Here is a 16,045-nt window from a genome sequence, read left to right on the forward strand (position 1 = left end):
AGTATTTTGTTAAAATTTCCACAGTTTCCACAATAACTACTACTACTAAGACATTTATTTATTTGATATTTTTTATATTATTAAGAAGAGAAAAAAAGAATGATTGAATTTAATTTACGAAAAAAGTATATTGTGAATGTATAAAGTTCCAAATTCCGATGGAGATTATTTGTAATCAAAATGAGTTGAATAATGCTATACAACTAGTTAGTAAAGCTGTTTCTTCAAGACCAACTCATCCAATTCTTGCAAATATACTTTTAACAGCTGACCAAAGTACAAATAAGATAAGCCTTACAGGATTCGATCTTAATTTAGGAATTCAAACTTCTTTTGATGGAACTGTAAAAAATAGTGGAGCTATTACTATACCTTCAAAACTTTTATCTGAAATAGTAAACAAATTACCTAATGAGACACCTGTTTCTCTAAAAGCAGAAGAAGATTCCGATAATATTTTGATAAAAAGTGATAGAGGTTCTTTCAATCTTAAAGGTATTCCATCTGATGATTATCCTAATTTGCCATTTGTCGAAAGTGGTACCTCTCTAAATATTGATCCTAGTTCTTTCTTAAGAGCTTTAAAATCGACAATTTTTGCAAGTAGCAATGACGACGCAAAGCAATTACTTACAGGAGTAAACTTTACCTTTAAGCAAAATTATTTGGAGTCTGCTTCTACAGATGGTCATAGATTGGCTGTTGCTTTAATTGGTAATGAAGAGCACATAGAAAAGAAAGATAATTCTTTTTCAAATGAAGGAGACTTATCCGTAACTATTCCTACTAGATCTTTGAGAGAAATTGAGAAACTAATCTCATTAAGAAGCACAGATAATTCAATAAAGCTTTTCTACGATAAAGGTCAAGTTGTGTTTATTTCTTCTAGTCAAATAATTACTACAAGAACTCTTGAAGGTACATATCCAAATTATTCTCAATTAATTCCTGATAATTTCTCTAAAATTTTTAATTTTAATACTAAAAAACTAATTGATGCATTAGAAAGAATTGCCGTTTTAGCTGATCAGCAGAGTAGTGTAGTAAAGATTAAATTAGAAAATACTGATTTAGCTTCAATAAGTGCTGACGCGCAAGATATTGGAAACGCAAATGAATCTATACCAGTTTCTTACTCTGGTGATGATTTTGATATTGCATTTAATGTTAGATATCTTTTGGAAGGTTTAAAAGTTATTGGTTCTGAGAATGTACTTTTAAAGTGTAATCTTTCAACTACCCCAGCTATTTTTGTACCAGAAGATAACCTTAATTCTTTTACTTATTTAGTTATGCCTGTTCAGGTTCGTTCTTAGCTTGAAATTACCTAAAGAAATTTTATTAAGTGATTTACTTAAATACAATGTTAAGGGGAACTTGTCTCTTAATTATGGACATGGTGAAAATGTTTGGATGCATCCTCCAGTTCATCGAATTCTAGGATGGTATTCTCGTCCTTCAAACTTTGATTTAAAAAGAAATGTTTGGCGCTTAAATCAAATTAATCAAATAATTGATAATGAAATTTATATTAAAGGTGATCCAGCTATTTCTGATTTAGCAACTTTAAATAGGTTTCCAACTTTAATAGAAGCTAATCTCATAAATATAAACAACTCAAGAATTGGAGTTATTGCAGATTTTTTGTTTGAAATTAAAACAGGTAAAATTAAATATTATTTAGTATCTAGATCGAATCCTAAAATTCCTGGTTCTAGTAGATGGAAATTAAATATTGATAATATTAATGATCAACAACCTGGTTTAGTATTTTGCGAAGTTAATTCTTTAGATGATTTATATTTAATAAAATCAAGTATAAAAAATGAATTTTTTCAAAAAGGAAGAAAAATAATTGAGAGATTTGATGATATGAAAAATGTTGCATCTAATAGATTAGAGGATTGGCTCGAAGAAGATGAAGATATAAACCAAAACTTAGATTTTAAACAAAAAAGTTTTTATAATAACAATAGAACATCAAGATCTTTTAGTGAAAAAAAAGAAGATGACCCTTGGATTTAAAGAATGATAAATAAAGAAAATAATGATCCTTTTGATCTAAATAAAATACTAAATGTTGAAAATTTAACAATTAATGATTACGAAGAGATTTGTAAAAGATTGAAGAGAAAACCTAATAGAACAGAATTAGGGATGTTTGGTGTTATGTGGTCTGAACATTGTTGTTATAGAAATTCAAAACCTTTACTTTCTAAGTTTCCTATTAAGGGAAAAAATGTTTTGGTTGGTCCTGGAGAAAATGCAGGTGTTATTGATGTTGGAAATAATCAAAAACTTGTATTTAAAATAGAAAGTCATAATCATCCCTCTGCCATTGAACCTTTTCAAGGAGCAGCAACAGGTGTTGGAGGAATATTAAGAGATATTTTTACAATGGGTGCAAGGCCAATTGCAGTATTGAATTCATTGAGATTCGGAAATCTTGATAAGCCATCAAATATTGACTTGCTTAGAGGAGTTGTATCCGGAATAGCACATTATGGAAATTGCGTTGGTGTACCTACTGTCGGAGGTGAAATTGAATTTGATGATAGTTATTCTGGAAACCCTCTAGTCAATGTTATGGCTTTAGGACTTTTAGAGACTGATGAAATCGTTTGTTCTGGAGCTAAAAATATCGGATCACCAGTATTATATGTTGGCAACACTACTGGAAGAGATGGTGTGGGTGGTGCCAGTTTTGCTAGTTCAGAATTAACTACCTCTTCATTAGATGACAGGCCTGCAGTGCAAGTAGGTGATCCTTTTATTGAAAAAAGTCTTATAGAGGCATGTTTAGATGCTTTTAAAACAGGAGATGTAATTGCAGCTCAAGATATGGGTGCAGCCGGTTTAACGTGTAGTAGTGCAGAAATGGCTGCAAATGGAAATTTAGGTATATCTATTGATTTAGATTTGGTTCCTTCTAGAGAAGAGAATATGTCTGCATACCAATATTTACTTTCTGAATCACAAGAAAGAATGTTGTTTGTTGTGAAGGAAGAAAAAATTAATAACCTTATTGAAAAATTTACTAAGTGGGGATTACATGCCACTGTTATTGGTGAAGTAATAGAGACTAAGGAGGTAATTATTTATCATAAAGACAAAATTGTTGCTCAAATTCCTACTTCTGCTTTATCTGATGATACGCCTGTAAATGTTCACAAAGTGATTAATAATCCACCTGATTATTTGTTAAAGAAATGGCAATGGCAAGAAAATAATTTACCAGAAATTAATAAGCAAAAAATATTTTCATTGAAATACGATAAGAGTTTTTCTTTATCAGAAATTATTTTAAAAATTCTCTCTAATCCTTCAATAGCCTCAAAACGATGGATTTATAAACAATATGATTCTCAAGTATTGGCAAATACAGTTTTCAAACCTGGAGAATCAGATGCATCTGTAATAAGACTAAGAGAACAAAATGAAAAAAAAAGTAGAGTTTTTTCTGGTATAGCCGCTTCGGTTGATTGTAATACAAGATGGGTTTCACTTGATCCTTTTAGAGGAGCGATCGCTGCAGTTGCTGAATCTGCAAGAAACGTAAGTTGTGTTGGCGCAGAGCCACTAGCAATTACAAATAACTTAAATTTTTCTTCTCCTGAAACAGAAACAGGATATTGGCAACTTTCATCTTCGTGTGACGGAATTTCTGAAGCTTGCAAAATTTTAGAGACTCCTGTTACTGGAGGAAATGTTTCTTTATATAATGAATCAATAAATAAAGATAATAAAATTACTCCTATTAACCCTACACCAGTCATTGGAATGGTTGGGAAAATAGAAAACGTTGAGAAAGCTATAAGTAGTGGATGGAAAAATTCTTATGATCAAATATGGATAATTGGCTCTGATAAATCAGAAAAAACAATTGCAGCTAGTTCTTACTTGGAGTATTTTCATGGAGAAATTACAGGTCGGCCTCCAAAAATAGATTTACAGGATGAAAAATTTTGCCAAGTTTTTTTAAGGAATGCGATTATAAAAAATTTTGTAGTTTCTTCTCATGATGTTAGTGATGGCGGTTTAGCTATTGCTTTAGCAGAATGTTGTATTTTGTCCTCGAAAGGTGCGACCATAGAGTTGCAGAAAGATGCGAATAGAGATGATAATTTATTGTTTGCAGAGGGAGGGTCAAGAATTATTTTTTCAGTAGATAAAAGGAAAGAAAGAGATTGGCTTAATTATTTAAAAAAGATTCAAATAAATTTGAAATCAAGTATTTACGTTAAGAAAATAGGCTATGTTTCGACTCAAACTTTAAACATAAAAATTCAAGATAAAAATATCTGCAATATTAGGGTTGAGGAATTAACAGAAAAATTTAATAATAGTATTTCCGGTTATTTTTAAATATGAAAAATACTTCTCAAATATTTAAATTTTTAAGCAATTAAGTTATGTGTGGAATAGTTGGCATTGTTTCTTCAGATGATGTAAATCAACAAATTTACGATAGTCTCTTGCTGTTACAGCATAGGGGTCAAGATTCAACAGGTATAGCTACAATGGAAAATACTATTTTCCATATTCATAAAGCTAAAGGGCAGGTTAATACCGCTTATAGAACAAGAGATATGAGGAATTTAATTGGCAAAATTGGATTAGGTCATGTTAGGTATGCGACAAAAGGATCAGCAGAAAGTGTGGAGGAAGCCCAGCCTTTTTATGTTAATGCTCCTTATGGAATTGTTTTGATACATAATGGTAATTTGACGAATACTAGAGATCTAGAAAAACAATTATTTAATATAGATAAAAGGCATACAAATTCTTCAAGTGATACTGAAATGCTTTTAAATGTATTAGCGACAGAATTGCAAGAACAAATACATAATCAAGAATTAGAACCTGATACCATTTTTGATGCTGTTAAATCTTTACATAAAAGAATTCAGGGTTCATATGCTTCAATTGCATTAATTTCAGGACATGGTTTATTAGCATTCAGAGATCCTTTTGGTATAAGACCTTTAGTTATCGGGAAAAGACTTTCATTAACTACAAATAAAGAAGAGTGGATGGTTGCTAGCGAATCTTTAGTGCTTGAAAATAACGATTATCAAGTAGTGAGAGATGTAGATCCTGGAGAAGCTGTTTTTATAAACCTTAACGGGGAGTTTTTTTCCAAGCAGTGTTCTGTTAACCCAATTTTATGTCCCTGTGCATTTGAATATGTTTATCTGGCTAGACCTGATTCAATTATGAACGGAATCTCTGTTTATAAAGCTCGTTTAAAAATGGGAGACTACTTGTCTGAAACAATAAAAGAAACAATAAATTCTGGAGACGTAGATGTTGTAATGCCTATCCCTGATTCTTCTAGGCCTGCTGCTATGCAAGTTGCAAGACAGTTAGGTATTGAATATAGAGAAGGTTTTTTTAAAAATAGGTATGTTGGAAGAACATTTATAATGCCTGGTCAGCAAAAACGTAAAAAATCCGTAAGACAAAAATTAAATGCAATGAGTGCAGAGTTTAAAAATAAAAATGTACTAATTGTTGATGACTCGATAGTAAGAGGAACTACTTCAAAAGAAATTGTTCAGATGGCTAAAGATGCAGGCGCTAATAAAGTTTTTTTTACATCGGCAGCACCACCAGTTCGCTTTCCTCATGTTTATGGAATTAATATGCCTAATAGAGATGAATTAATAGCGCATGATAGAACAATACAAGAAATTGCTAGTAAACTTGAAATCGATAATCTTGTTTATCAAAGTGTTGAAAATTTACGTAAATCTATAATAAAAGATTCGCTTATTAAAGATTTGGAGATGAGTTGCTTTACTGGTTCATATGTAACAGGAACAGTAAATCAAGAGTACTTAAATTGGGTTGAAAATGAATATAAATCTTAGTTAAGAAACTTTTCGTGTTTAAAACAATTTTCGAGATATTCTCCGTTATCTAATTTTAAAAAGTCAATTAAAAAATTTTTATTGTTAGATTTGGAATTTAATTTATCAAAATCTAATCTAGCCGATTTATTTTTATTAGTTTCAATATCTAGGTAATGGTTACTTGGCAAAATTTTGATAAATAAATCATCGTTTTTAAGTTGAGTTTTTTCATTTAAATATCCTAAACTGCATTCATTTGCATAATAAATTTCATTACTATTCAGACAAAAGATTTTTCCTTTTTTTGAAATTATATAAATAATATCTCCATTCTGATATGGACAAAAAGAAACAATTTTTTCTGTTGGAAAAAGTTTTGCAAGCATTAATCCCTGTGATTGTTTACTGGTGGGCGATAAAAATTCATTTGATAAATTAAATTTGAATAGTCTTCCTATTGAGGTTAGTATTATTAAATTTTTTTCATTATTGGCTATAAATGAATCAATTATTTTAATATTATTTTTTAATTTTGCAATTGTGAATGATCTATTACTTTTAAGCATATTTTCATCAAATATGATTTTTTTAAATCTTCCATCTGTATTCAAGACACATAAATAATTTTTAGTGCTTTTTTTAAATGAATGAAAATTTACAATTTCGTTTGGATCAATATTCCCAAGAATTTTATTATCTAACTTAAAGTCATTATTGATATTTGATTCCCAATCAACGTGAAAAACTTTTCCTGAAGAAGTTATTCCAATAATTTTTACATCTTTATCGATCCTACATATAAATTTTTGAATGTTTCTATTATCTATAATTTTATTTATATCTTCAAACGATTTCTTATAGTTATTAAAAATCATTTTTTTTAAATATAGTCTATTGTCTATAAATAATTTAGTTTTTTTATTAATCAACTCCTCTAATATCTGATTATTAATTGTTTTTAATTCTTGATTTTGATCTATATTTCTAAGAAGTTTTGTTTTTCTTTTAACATTATATTTTTTCTTCAAAATTAATAATTCTTCTATCAGTAGATTAAGTAATAATTTTCTTTCATTTAATAACTCTTGAAAATAATACTTTTTTTCTTGTAATTTTTTTATATCAATATTTATTTGATGTCTTTCAAGATTGGTTAATTTTTTAAGAGGCATATCTAATACTGAATTTGCTTGTTTTCCACTTAAGTAAAAACTATCGATCAATTTTGATTTTGCTTCTACTGCATTTTCTGAATCTTCAATAATTTCGATAACTTTTTTAATGTCTTTTGTTGCTTTGGATAAACCCTCCAATATTTCAAGCTTTTCAAGAGTGTTTTTGAGAAAATAATTTGTTCTTTTTCTAATTGTTTCTTCTCTAAATTCAATAAAGTAGTTTAAATATTGTTTTAAGTTTAGCTGTACGGGCTTACCATTAATTAATGCTAAAAAGATTGCTCCAAAGTTGGTTTGAAGAGTTGTTTTTTTATATAAGTTTGAAATTACAAGTTCATTATTAGAATCTTTTTTTAACTCTATTACAATTCTCATTCCATCTCTATCGCTTTCATCCCTAATATCAGAAATTCCATTAATTTTGCCTGAATTAACAAGTTCAGCTAGTTTTTCAATCCATCCTGCTTTACTGATTTGATAAGGAAGTTCTGTTACGATCAAAGCATTTTTTTTATGCTTTCCTTTGCCTAAATTTAGTTCCTCTGTTTTTATGATACCTCTAATCGTTATTGATCCTTTTCCGGTATCGTAAAGTTCTTCTACTGCTTTATTACAAATTAATTCTCCTCCTGTAGGAAAGTCAGGTCCTTTAATAAGGTTAAAAAGTTTTTTATTGCTTATTTCTTTATTTTCTACTAATGCAATTAAACCATCTATTATTTCTCCTAAGTTGTGAGGGGGAATGTTTGTTGCCATGCCAACAGCAATACCAGATGATCCGTTCAACAATAAAAATGGAAGTTGAGCAGGAAGAACATCTGGTTCTTTCTGTGAACCATCAAAGTTATTTGAAAAATTTACTGTTTCTGATCCAATTTCTTCAAGAAAGCATTGGTGAGCTATCGGTGCTAATCTGGTTTCAGTGTATCTCATCGCTGCTGGTGGATCATTATCAACAGATCCAAAATTTCCATGGCCGTCTAAGGTGGGATATTTAGTTGAAAAACTTTGTACTAGCCTTACTAGCGCATCGTAAACTGCTTGATCTCCATGAGGATGGTATTTTCCGAGTACATCTCCAACTACTCTTGCGCATTTTCTAAATGGCCTATCTGGCGTTAAACCTAATTCGTACATTGCAAATAATATTCTTCTCTGAACAGGTTTAAGACCGTCTCTTGCATCGGGAAGAGCTCTTCCAACTATTACACTCATTGCATACTCAAGATAAGAACGTTGCATTTCTTCTTGGAGTGAGATGGAAGTGTATTTTTTCTTATACATCAGAGTGCAAAATTGAATATGTTTTAATTAACTAAATTAAGATTAGTTCGTAAAAAAATATTTACCAGTATAAAAATCAAGAAGATGAACTTATTTTTGATTTTGCCAGTATTACATCTTTTTGTAGCTTTTTATTTTGTAAAAGAATTTCTGTTGAGTTTTGCAATTTTTCTCCCCACAACTGTTCTTTTCTATATTCGTAATCAACGTAGTTATGATTTTTAGCTAAAGCTTTTTTTGCTAGCTCAATAGCTAAATTAATATTTTTAATTCTTAGACATGCAGCAAGTCCTAATAATGGTTCAGCATTATCCTGAATTGAGATTGCACTTTCAAAAAGTTTGATTGATAGGTTTATTTTATTTTGCTCGAAATAAGCTAAACCTTTGTTGTTAATCGCTTGCCAAAAATCAGGCTTAATTTGTATAGATTTATCAAACATGTTGATAGCTTGGGCGTAGTTTTTGTTTAACAAATAAATATTTCCTAATTGAAAAATAGCTTTGTGGTTATTTGGTTCAATTTTCAATCCTGTTTCTAGAGAATTTTTAGCATTTTTTTGTTGTGAAATTTTCAAGTAAACATTACTTTTTGCAAAGTGTATTTCGCTCATATTCGGATTAATTTTTTGTGCTTTATTTAGAGAATTTAATGCGTTTTTGTAGAGTTTATTAGCTATCTGTGCTTCAGATAATATTAACCAAAGTTTTTCATTTTTTGAATTTATTTTTACAGCTAATTTAGCTAAATTAAGGCTATCTCTATATTGTCCAAAATATAAAAGTTGATATGCATTTTTGCCAATAGATAAACTGTCCTTTTGTAAATTCTTTATTGTTGGGAAATAATAATAGGGAACAATTGATTTAACTTTTTCTACTTTTAGAAAGTAAAAGCTTATTAAAGATATGCATATTAACCTTTTTAAAAACTTGTTCATCATTATCCTTTATTCCTTAGATTTGCTTCTATGTTTCGTCTCCACATCCATGGTTTTATTCTTTTTAATGTAGTTCCTTTTAGATTTTTTTTCCAAGTATCATCATCCCAATTTAAAGATTCTATATTGAGGTTTTGAATCCAATTTTTTGGAGTAGTTTCAGAAGTATTGTTATATGGGACTGCCTTGTTCCAAGGACATACATCTTGACAAATGTCACATCCTGCAACCCATCCATTTAAATTTTCTTCTATTTTTTTTGGAATGGTCTTTTCTCTACTTTCTATAGTGTGATATGCAATACATAGATCTGACTGTATTACAAAGGGTTCAACTATTGCCTTTGTTGGACAAAGGTCAATACAAATATCACATTTTCCGCAAAGTGATTGATGAGGTTTATCTGGTACTAAATCTTTTGTAAGAATCAAAAAACCCAAAGTAAACCAAGAACCATTTTTTTTATTTATTAAATTACTATTTTTACCTATCCAACCTAAACCTGATTCTTCAGCCCATGCTTTTTCAAGAAGCGGCGAGGTGTCAACACATATTTTCCAATTGCAATCTGGAACTTCTTGGTTGATCCACTTACCAACATTCTTTAATTTCTTATAAATCACTTTGTGATAATCTTCTCCTTGACTAAATTTACCTACCTTGAAGTAGCTGTTGTGGTTTTGTGAATTCTTGTAATTAAATCCAACGCATAAAACACTTTTTGCATTATCTAGGAGTGAGCTTATGTTTTTTCTTCTTTCTGCTTCCATCCATTTCATTTCAGCATGGTAGTTATTTGATAACCATCTTTCTAATGCTCTAGTTCTCATTTTTATACGCGAGCTTCCTGGAATTGAAGCAATTCCAGAAATTGTAAAACCTTCAAAAATTGCTCTTTCTTTTAATTTTTTACTTATTTCTTTTTTGTTTTTAAAATTATCAACCATTTCTTCATTATGTATGGCATTTCTTTTAAAAGTTAATTTTGGAGAAGAAACTAATAAATTATTTAAATTTATTCAAAATAAATATATCCTAACTAAGTAAAAACAGTTAAATTATTAGTAAAGTTAATATAGAAAGAGAAGTTATTTTGGTTGATTCTAATCAAAATCAGAACACGAACTTAGGTTCTAGGCTCCAACAGGATCTTAAAAATGATCTTATAGCTGGCTTATTGGTTGTAATTCCTTTGGCAACTACTATCTGGCTCTCATCATTAGTCAGTAAGTTTGTTTTGTCCTTAGTAACCTCTGTCCCTAAGCAATTAAATCCATTTATTAATTTAAATCCCTTATTACAAGATTTAATTAATCTTACTTTAGGATTAACAGTTCCTTTATTAGCTATTTTGCTTATAGGCTTGATGGCAAGAAATTTTGTAGGAAGGTGGCTTTTAGAATTTGGTGAAGGTACGTTATCAAAAATTCCTGTAGCAGGTGCAGTTTATAAAACTCTTAAACAATTACTAGAAACTTTTTTAAGTAATAAATCTAATCGTTTTAGAAGAGTTGTTTTGGTGGAATATCCTCGTGAGGGACTTTTTAGTATAGGTTTTGTTACAGGCGATGTCGGACCCTCTCTGCAGCCAGAATTGGATGAAAAGTTGTTAAGTGTTTTTATACCAACAGCACCAAACCCAACGACTGGTTGGTACACATTAGTTCCAGAGTCTTCAGTAAAAGATTTAGAAATTTCCGTTGAAGATGCCTTTAGAACGATAATTTCAGCTGGTATAGTCAATCCAGACGAGAAAAACAATACAACAAATCCAACATTTTCAAAATTATTTTCTCAATTACGTGCCTCCACTAATACTTCTTCTTAATTAATGCATAATAATAAATCCCTCTCTAGAGAATTATCTTTAATTTCTCTAGGCCTTATAAAAGACAAAGGTGATTTTAAATTAAATAAATTTCAAATAGAAGAAATTTTTGAATCTGCTTTAGATTCCTTAATTAACCATTGCAGAGATGAATTAGATAATTGCGAATCAGAGTTAGAAAATGCATCACAAAAAATATTAGATAGTGAATTGAAGGAAGGAGTTAACTCCTCTTTTTCAAACATTAGGGACGACTTAAAAAAATCTTTAGCAAAAATTGAAATTGTAATGAATACACTCTCAGTAAGTTTAGATTTTCCAAAATTGATAATTTCTAGTGGACAAATGGATATTAGAGAGGATGTAAATGATAGGGTAAGTAGTATTATCAATAATCTTAAAATTATTGATTCTGATATTGATCAGGTAATGGATGGCTGGAGATTAAAAAGATTACCAAGAATTGATCGAGATATTTTGAGATTAGCCTATGTTGATATGAATTTTTTGAGTACACCAGTTGCTGTTGCTTGTGATGAAGCGGTTAATCTTGCTAATAAATATAGTGATACTAAAGGAAGAAAATTTATTAATGGAGTTTTAAGGAGATTACAAACAGTAAAATTGCAATAATTATTTGATATAAATAAATAGTATTTTAAAATTTATTAAAAAAGGACTATAAATATCTAATGACAAATATTGATTCTGATAATTCTCGAGAATGGGCTGCACAAGCTTATGCATTACTAAAACAACGACAAGAGGAGCAGAAACAAGAATTAAAGAAACAAGAGGAGCAGAAACAAGAATTAAAGAAACAAGAGGAGCAGAAACAAGAATTAAAGAAACAAGAGGAGCAGAAACAAGAATTAAAGAAACAAGAGGAGCAGAAACAAGAATTAAAGAAACAAGAGGAGCAGAAACAAGAATTAAAGAAACAAGAGGAGCAGAAACAAGAATTAAAGAAACAAGAGGAGCAGAAACAAAGTTTGATTGATAGTGATACTAAAGAAAACCTTCAATCATTTAAAAATATTCCTGAACCTGAATTAGGAGATTTTGATGATAATTTTACTTGGTCGGCAATGGTACTAGCTTCACAAGGAAAAAATATCAATCAAATTTCGATAGATGAAATCGATTGGTTAACTAAATTAAGAAGAGGTTTAGAAGAAACAAGAAAAGGATTTGTTACTGAATTATTGGATAAATTAGGAGATGATCCTCTTACTCCGGAATCTCTTGATGATTTAGAGACCCTTTTGATAAGAGCTGATGTTGGTATAGATTCAACTGATAAAGTTATAGGATCTCTTAGAAAAAAATTAAATGAAGAAGTCGTTGGGGGAGAAGCAGGTATAAAATTTTTAAAAAAAGAATTAAAATTAATCATTGACAAACCAATAAAAAATTCAGGCACTGATCTTTTAGTTCCTAAAAAGGGTAAGTTAAACGTTTGGTTAGTAGTAGGAGTTAATGGAGTTGGCAAAACTACTACTATTGGAAAGTTAGCATTCTTGTCTGCGAGAAGTAATTATAAAACCTTGATAGCTGCTGCAGATACTTTTAGAGCTGCTGCTGTAGAACAACTTAAAGTATGGGGTGAGAGGAGTAATGTTGATGTTATATCTAATCAATCAAAGAATGCTGATCCTGCCGCTGTAGTTTTTGATGCTATTAATTCCGCAATACAAAGAAACGTCGATCTTTTATTAGTTGATACAGCAGGCAGATTGCAAACAAAAAATAATTTGATGGATGAACTAGCAAAAATAAAAAAAATTATTGATAAAAAGGCTCCAAATGCAAGTATTGAATCATTATTGGTTTTGGATGCCAGTCAAGGTCAAAATGGTTTAAAACAAGCAAAAAGTTTTGCGAAATCGGCAAATTTAAGTGGAGCAATTATTACTAAATTGGATGGAACTTCAAGAGGAGGAGTATCTTTAGCTGTTGCAGAAGAAGTTAATTTGCCCATAAGATTTATTGGAGCTGGCGAAGGTATAAAAGATTTGAGACCCTTTAATAGTTATGAATTTGTCGAGGCTATGCTTGCAGATAAATAAAAATTTAATTAAATTTTTTTAAAAATTAAAATTTAATGTTAAAACATGACTAACTAATAAATTTGTTGTGACAAATAATCAAAAAGATAAATTATTTTCAAACAAAATTTTAAAAAAATTTTTAGATTATGAATCTACTATTTCTTTAAAAAATAAATATAAATTTGATGAGATCGCACCTTCGTTAGCATACTATTTAAAAACATTTTCCAATATTAATAAGTTTTTGGATTATGTATGCTTAATTTTGAAACATATTTTTGATGATAAAATAATACTGATTATACCTATAAATGACGAGGGAGAGATTTGGTATAAAAACATAAAAATTTCTGCCAATGATAAAGACTCAATAATAAAAGAAGAAATTAATATTTTTTTTAATCAATTTAATTTTTCGAAAAATTTCAAAATTAAGGATAACTTTATATTTGAAAGTTCACTAAAAAATAAATTTAAAGAATATAAGATTGAAAATGAAAAAGTATTATCTAGAGGAAAATGCAGGGGATTTATTTACATTTTTAGCAAAAATAGATCTAGTCAATCGATCATTGAAGATAATCATTTTAATTTTATTATAAATTGTTTAGCTATTGGACTAGAAAATTACTGCTTAATTAAAACCAAAAAAAAGCATGAAAATGTAGATAGAGAAATTTCTATTGGAGCTGAAATACAATCCCAATTACTTCCAGACTATTGTCCTATTATTTATGGTGTTGATCTTGCCGCACATTGTAGGCCGGCGCTGCAATTAGGAGGAGATTACTATGATTTTATGTGTTTAAAGACTAATATCTCAGAAAAAAGAAAAGAAAAAGCAAGATGGGCATTGGTTATTGGTGATGTCATGGGTAAGGGGATACCAGCTGGTCTTTTAATGACGATGCTCAGAGGAATGCTGCGTGCAGAGGTTCTTACAGGTTTACCTCCAGATAGAATTTTGCACGATTTGAATCAACTAGCAATAAATGATCTAGATCAGTCTCATAGATTTGTTACTCTATTTTATTCAGATTATGATCCCAGAACTAGAAAATTAAGATTTGCTAATGCAGCCCATAATCCCCCTTTACTTTGGAAAAGTTCAGATCAGAAAATTGTAAAATTAGATGCAGAAGGTTTTGTACTTGGAATACAAAAAGATGCTGAATATCATTGTGGTGAAATTAAGCTGAGTGAAAATGATTTAGTTCTGTATTACACCGATGGAGTGATAGATACTTCAAATTCTTTAGGTGAAAGATTTGATGAGGGAAGGTTGATTAAAACTTTTTCAAAATTATGTAAGCAATCCTATACATCTCAAGAAATTTTAAATAAATTATTTAAAAAATTAGATGATTTTACAGGACAAAATAGACACCTGGAGGATGATGCATCTATGGTTGTTTTTCAATTGAAATAGATATTTTTTGTCACATATATAAAAAAATGCTTTATTAGAGATATCTAAAGTTTCTTATTGATATGGCAAAAGTTTGGAGTAAAAGATTTGATAATACACTTAATCCTTTCATTGAAAAGTTTAATGCTTCAATTGGCTTCGATAGAAAACTTATTTTAGAAGATTTAGAGTGCTCTATTGCTCACGCAAAAATGCTTGGTAAGACGCAAATTCTAACATCTTCTGAAACTTTAAAAATTATAAACGGTTTAGAGATAATAAAAGTTGAGTATTTGGAGGGTAAATTTTCTCCTAGCTTGCCTTCTGAAGATATTCACTATTGTATTGAAGAAAAACTAATAAGCTTAATTGGTGAAACTGGGAAAAAATTACACACCGGTAGAAGTAGAAATGATCAAGTTGGTACAGATATAAGGTTGTGGTTAAGGAAAGAGATTGACAATATTGAAACTCTAATAATTGATTTGCAAAAATCCTTATTAAACGTTGCGAAATCAAATATTTACACCTTAATTCCTGGTTATACTCATATGCAGAGAGCGCAACCATTATCGTTAGCTCATCATTTATTGGCATATTTAGAAATGTTCCAAAGAGACCGTGAAAGGTTTAAAGAAGTACGATCAAGAGTAAATACTTCCCCATTAGGCGCTGCAGCATTAGCTGGCACAAAAATAAAAATAGATAGGAACTTTACAGCTGCAGAACTGGGTTTTGATAAGATTTATAAAAACAGTATTGATGCTGTGAGTGATAGAGATTTTTGCATAGAGTTTGTTTCTTCATCTTCTTTAGTAATGTCTCATTTGAGTAAAATTTCTGAGGAAATAATTTTGTGGGTAACTGATGAATTTTCTTTTGCGAAATTAACAGATAAATGTGCTACTGGCAGTAGCTTAATGCCACAGAAAAAAAATCCTGATGTTCCAGAACTGATTAGAGGTAAAACTGGAAGAGTTTATGGACATCTTCAAGCATTGTTAACGATGGTTAAAGGAGTACCACTTGCATATAATAAGGATTTTCAGGAGGATAAAGAGCCAATATTTGATACTGCAGAGACTATATCTTCTTGTATTAAAGCGATGACTATTTTAATTGCTGAGGGCATAGAATTTAATATTAAAAATTTATCTGATTCTGTCGAAAATGACTTCTCTAATGCAACTGATTTGGCAGATTATCTAGTTAATAAAAAGGTTCCTTTTAGGACTGCTTATCAAGTCGTCGGTGAAATTGTTAAGTATTGTTTGGAGAGAAAAATTTTGTTTAAAAATATGAAAATTGATGAATTTAAGAAATTTCATCCCGAATTTGATGAGGATTTATTTGTAGATCTTCAACCTCATAATGTTGTTAAGTCAAGAATTAGTGAAGGTGGAACAGGATTTATCCAAGTAGAAAAAGAGGTAAATAATTGGCAGAAAAAATTGTTACTCGAAATTTAAATTATTTTTCTACAACAAGGGTATGCTTTGAAGTA

Annotated in this window: 12 protein-coding genes; 9 read left to right on the plus strand and 3 right to left on the minus strand. The window is 29.7% G+C overall.

Going from position 1 to position 16,045, the window contains the following annotated elements; translation table 11 throughout:
• The first annotated feature begins 158 nt into the window (after positions 1-158).
• From dnaN to purF, 4 genes are read left to right on the plus strand one after another with little or no spacing between them, the layout of a single operon-like run.
• Entirely contained in the window at positions 159-1,316 is a 1,158-nt protein-coding gene (dnaN, locus tag HA151_RS00005; protein ID WP_209105534.1) for a DNA polymerase III subunit beta, read from the plus strand.
• Position 1,317: 1 nt separating this feature from the next.
• Positions 1,318-2,025: a PRC-barrel domain-containing protein gene (locus HA151_RS00010; RefSeq protein ID WP_209105535.1), complete on the plus strand. Its 708-nt coding sequence runs from the start codon at positions 1,318-1,320 to the stop codon at positions 2,023-2,025.
• Between the two features lie 3 nt (positions 2,026-2,028).
• Positions 2,029-4,365, plus strand: coding sequence for a phosphoribosylformylglycinamidine synthase subunit PurL (gene purL / locus HA151_RS00015; protein ID WP_209105536.1), 2,337 nt, complete (start codon positions 2,029-2,031; stop codon positions 4,363-4,365).
• Between the two features lie 47 nt (positions 4,366-4,412).
• On the plus strand, positions 4,413-5,873 hold the full coding sequence (gene purF / locus HA151_RS00020) for an amidophosphoribosyltransferase (protein WP_209105537.1): 1,461 nt from the start codon (positions 4,413-4,415) through the stop codon (positions 5,871-5,873).
• Here purF and HA151_RS00025 read toward each other — a convergent pair.
• From HA151_RS00025 to queG, 3 genes are all read right to left on the minus strand, one after another.
• Complete coding sequence (locus HA151_RS00025; protein WP_209105538.1) at positions 5,870-8,314, minus strand: DNA gyrase/topoisomerase IV subunit A; 2,445 nt, start codon at positions 8,312-8,314, stop codon at positions 5,870-5,872. The genes purF and HA151_RS00025 overlap by 4 nt on opposite strands.
• Before the next feature lie 76 nt (positions 8,315-8,390).
• Positions 8,391-9,254 (minus strand): tetratricopeptide repeat protein, encoded by an 864-nt coding sequence (locus tag HA151_RS00030; RefSeq protein WP_209106109.1) that lies wholly within the window; start codon positions 9,252-9,254, stop codon positions 8,391-8,393.
• A gap of 2 nt (positions 9,255-9,256) precedes the next feature.
• Positions 9,257-10,201: a tRNA epoxyqueuosine(34) reductase QueG gene (queG, locus tag HA151_RS00035; RefSeq protein WP_209105540.1), complete on the minus strand. Its 945-nt coding sequence runs from the start codon at positions 10,199-10,201 to the stop codon at positions 9,257-9,259.
• 146 nt (positions 10,202-10,347) lie between these two features.
• Between queG and HA151_RS00040 the strand changes: the two genes are divergently transcribed.
• The 5 genes from HA151_RS00040 to argH all read left to right on the plus strand — a co-directional run bounded on the left by HA151_RS00040 (position 10,348) and on the right by argH (position 16,010).
• Positions 10,348-11,082 carry a DUF502 domain-containing protein gene (locus tag HA151_RS00040; protein WP_209105542.1) on the plus strand — a complete coding sequence of 245 codons (735 nt, stop codon included), beginning with the start codon at positions 10,348-10,350 and terminating at the stop codon, positions 11,080-11,082.
• Between the two features lie 3 nt (positions 11,083-11,085).
• The gene (gene nusB / locus HA151_RS00045; protein WP_209105543.1) at positions 11,086-11,715 is read left to right on the plus strand and encodes a transcription antitermination factor NusB; all 630 of its coding nucleotides are present in this window, start codon (positions 11,086-11,088) and stop codon (positions 11,713-11,715) included.
• Between the two features lie 59 nt (positions 11,716-11,774).
• Positions 11,775-13,151, plus strand: coding sequence for a signal recognition particle-docking protein FtsY (ftsY, locus tag HA151_RS00050; RefSeq protein WP_209105544.1), 1,377 nt, complete (start codon positions 11,775-11,777; stop codon positions 13,149-13,151).
• 67 nt (positions 13,152-13,218) lie between these two features.
• Positions 13,219-14,562, plus strand: a complete 1,344-nt coding sequence (locus HA151_RS00055; protein ID WP_209105545.1) for a PP2C family protein-serine/threonine phosphatase — start codon at positions 13,219-13,221, stop codon at positions 14,560-14,562.
• A 62-nt stretch (positions 14,563-14,624) separates the two neighbouring features.
• Positions 14,625-16,010: an argininosuccinate lyase gene (argH, locus tag HA151_RS00060; RefSeq protein ID WP_209105546.1), complete on the plus strand. Its 1,386-nt coding sequence runs from the start codon at positions 14,625-14,627 to the stop codon at positions 16,008-16,010.
• Positions 16,011-16,045: the final 35 nt, after the last annotated feature.

This window comes from Prochlorococcus marinus XMU1419 (assembly GCF_017695955.1).
Taxonomy (GTDB): domain Bacteria; phylum Cyanobacteriota; class Cyanobacteriia; order PCC-6307; family Cyanobiaceae; genus Prochlorococcus_A; species Prochlorococcus_A marinus_AD.

Bases quoted from the DNA above. Each gene is read 5' to 3' on its own strand.
- dnaN (WP_209105534.1), top strand. From the start codon at position 159: ATGGAGATTATTTGTAATCAAAATGAGTTGAATAATGCTATACAACTA.
- purL (WP_209105536.1), top strand. From the start codon at position 2,029: ATGATAAATAAAGAAAATAATGATCCTTTTGATCTAAATAAAATACTA.
- purF (WP_209105537.1), top strand. From the start codon at position 4,413: ATGTGTGGAATAGTTGGCATTGTTTCTTCAGATGATGTAAATCAACAA.
- HA151_RS00025 (WP_209105538.1), bottom strand. From the start codon at position 8,314: ATGTATAAGAAAAAATACACTTCCATCTCACTCCAAGAAGAAATGCAA.
- HA151_RS00030 (WP_209106109.1), bottom strand. From the start codon at position 9,254: ATGAACAAGTTTTTAAAAAGGTTAATATGCATATCTTTAATAAGCTTT.
- queG (WP_209105540.1), bottom strand. From the start codon at position 10,201: ATGGTTGATAATTTTAAAAACAAAAAAGAAATAAGTAAAAAATTAAAA.
- nusB (WP_209105543.1), top strand. From the start codon at position 11,086: ATGCATAATAATAAATCCCTCTCTAGAGAATTATCTTTAATTTCTCTA.
- ftsY (WP_209105544.1), top strand. From the start codon at position 11,775: ATGACAAATATTGATTCTGATAATTCTCGAGAATGGGCTGCACAAGCT.
- argH (WP_209105546.1), top strand. From the start codon at position 14,625: ATGGCAAAAGTTTGGAGTAAAAGATTTGATAATACACTTAATCCTTTC.